This window comes from Streptomyces sp. NPDC006476, from assembly GCF_040612015.1.
GTDB classification, from domain to species: Bacteria; Actinomycetota; Actinomycetes; order Streptomycetales; family Streptomycetaceae; genus Streptomyces; species Streptomyces griseorubiginosus_B.
This window is the reverse complement of the sequence record NZ_JBEXPK010000328.1, coordinates 1-1,060: the sequence shown is the minus strand read 5'-3', so window position 1 is coordinate 1,060 and position 1,060 is coordinate 1. Positions and strand designations below refer to the sequence as shown.

At 68.1% G+C, this 1,060-nt stretch carries 1 protein-coding gene; it reads right to left on the bottom strand.

Features of this window, described 5'->3' with window-relative positions; genetic code table 11:
• Positions 1–62: 62 nt before the first annotated feature.
• Complete coding sequence (locus ABZZ74_RS54345; RefSeq protein WP_356951475.1) at positions 63–986, bottom strand: transposase family protein; 924 nt, start codon at positions 984–986, stop codon at positions 63–65.
• Between the last annotated feature and the right edge of the window lie 74 nt (positions 987–1,060).

Sequence of the window (1,060 nt, the reverse complement as noted above, 5' to 3'; positions counted from 1 at the left end):
TAACGACGTGGTGCACGACTGAGGTGGGAGCGTGCTGGCCTGGCGGGTTGGCTGTTGGGTGATTAGCGCAGGGCGGTGCGGTCGGAGACCAGGCCGGCGATGGCGAGGTGGGTCTCGTCGTAGTACTCGCGGCGTCCGATCCAGCGTTGGAGGGGGCGCCATTGCTTGTGTTCGGCGTTGGCGTGCTCGACCGGGATTCGGCGGGAGGACTGGGCCTTGCGCTCCGCCTCCCAGGCGGCGACCTCCTCAGTGTCGGCGTCCTTGCCGGGCTTCTTCGGCGGGGCGGTTACCTGCTCGGGGAAGTCCTTCGCCAGTCCCTGGTACCCGGCGTCGACCTGGGCTTTCACCTCCGGGTACTGTTCGAGCAGGTCCCAGATGCCCTCGGTTTTCAGCGCGGTCTGATCGTGCATGCGACCGGGGCGGATCGCGCCGGTCCACAGGGTGCGGCCGGCATCGTCGCTGACCACGGTGGTCTTCTTGGTGTTCTGCTTGCGTTTGCCGGAGATGAAGGCCCGGCGTCCGGGCCGCATCGCCTTCGGACGCCGCACCTGGGTCTCGGTCCCGTCGACCCGCAGCTCGACACCGTGGGCCGCCGCGTAGGCGAAGACGTCTGCCAGGGTGCGAAGCCGCAGCCCGGGCTCGCCGGGCACGGCGAACCCGCGGGCCGCGAGCAGCGGCCGGATCTCATGCACGGCCCGGGTGATCGTGGATCGGTCGACCCCGTAGAAGACGGCAAGAACCGCATGCGGGAGCTGGAAGCGCAGGATGACCAAAGTGGCGATCACCCGATCGGTGAACACCAGCTGATGGCCAGGGCCGCCTCCTTCGGCCCGCAGACGGTCGTGACCTCGGCGTTCACGCAGCCGGGCTTCCTCCCGCGCCGTCCACGGTCCCGCCAACTCGGCGACGATCTTGCCGAGTTGCGTCCGTGAGATGGCGGTGCAGATACGATGCGACAGAGCCGTACGGGCCAAGGATCGCTTCACAACCTTCCCAACTCGTACGGCTCTTCTCGCGTCACGGCTTGCTCAGCGCTTGCTGTCGTGCACCACGTCGTAAG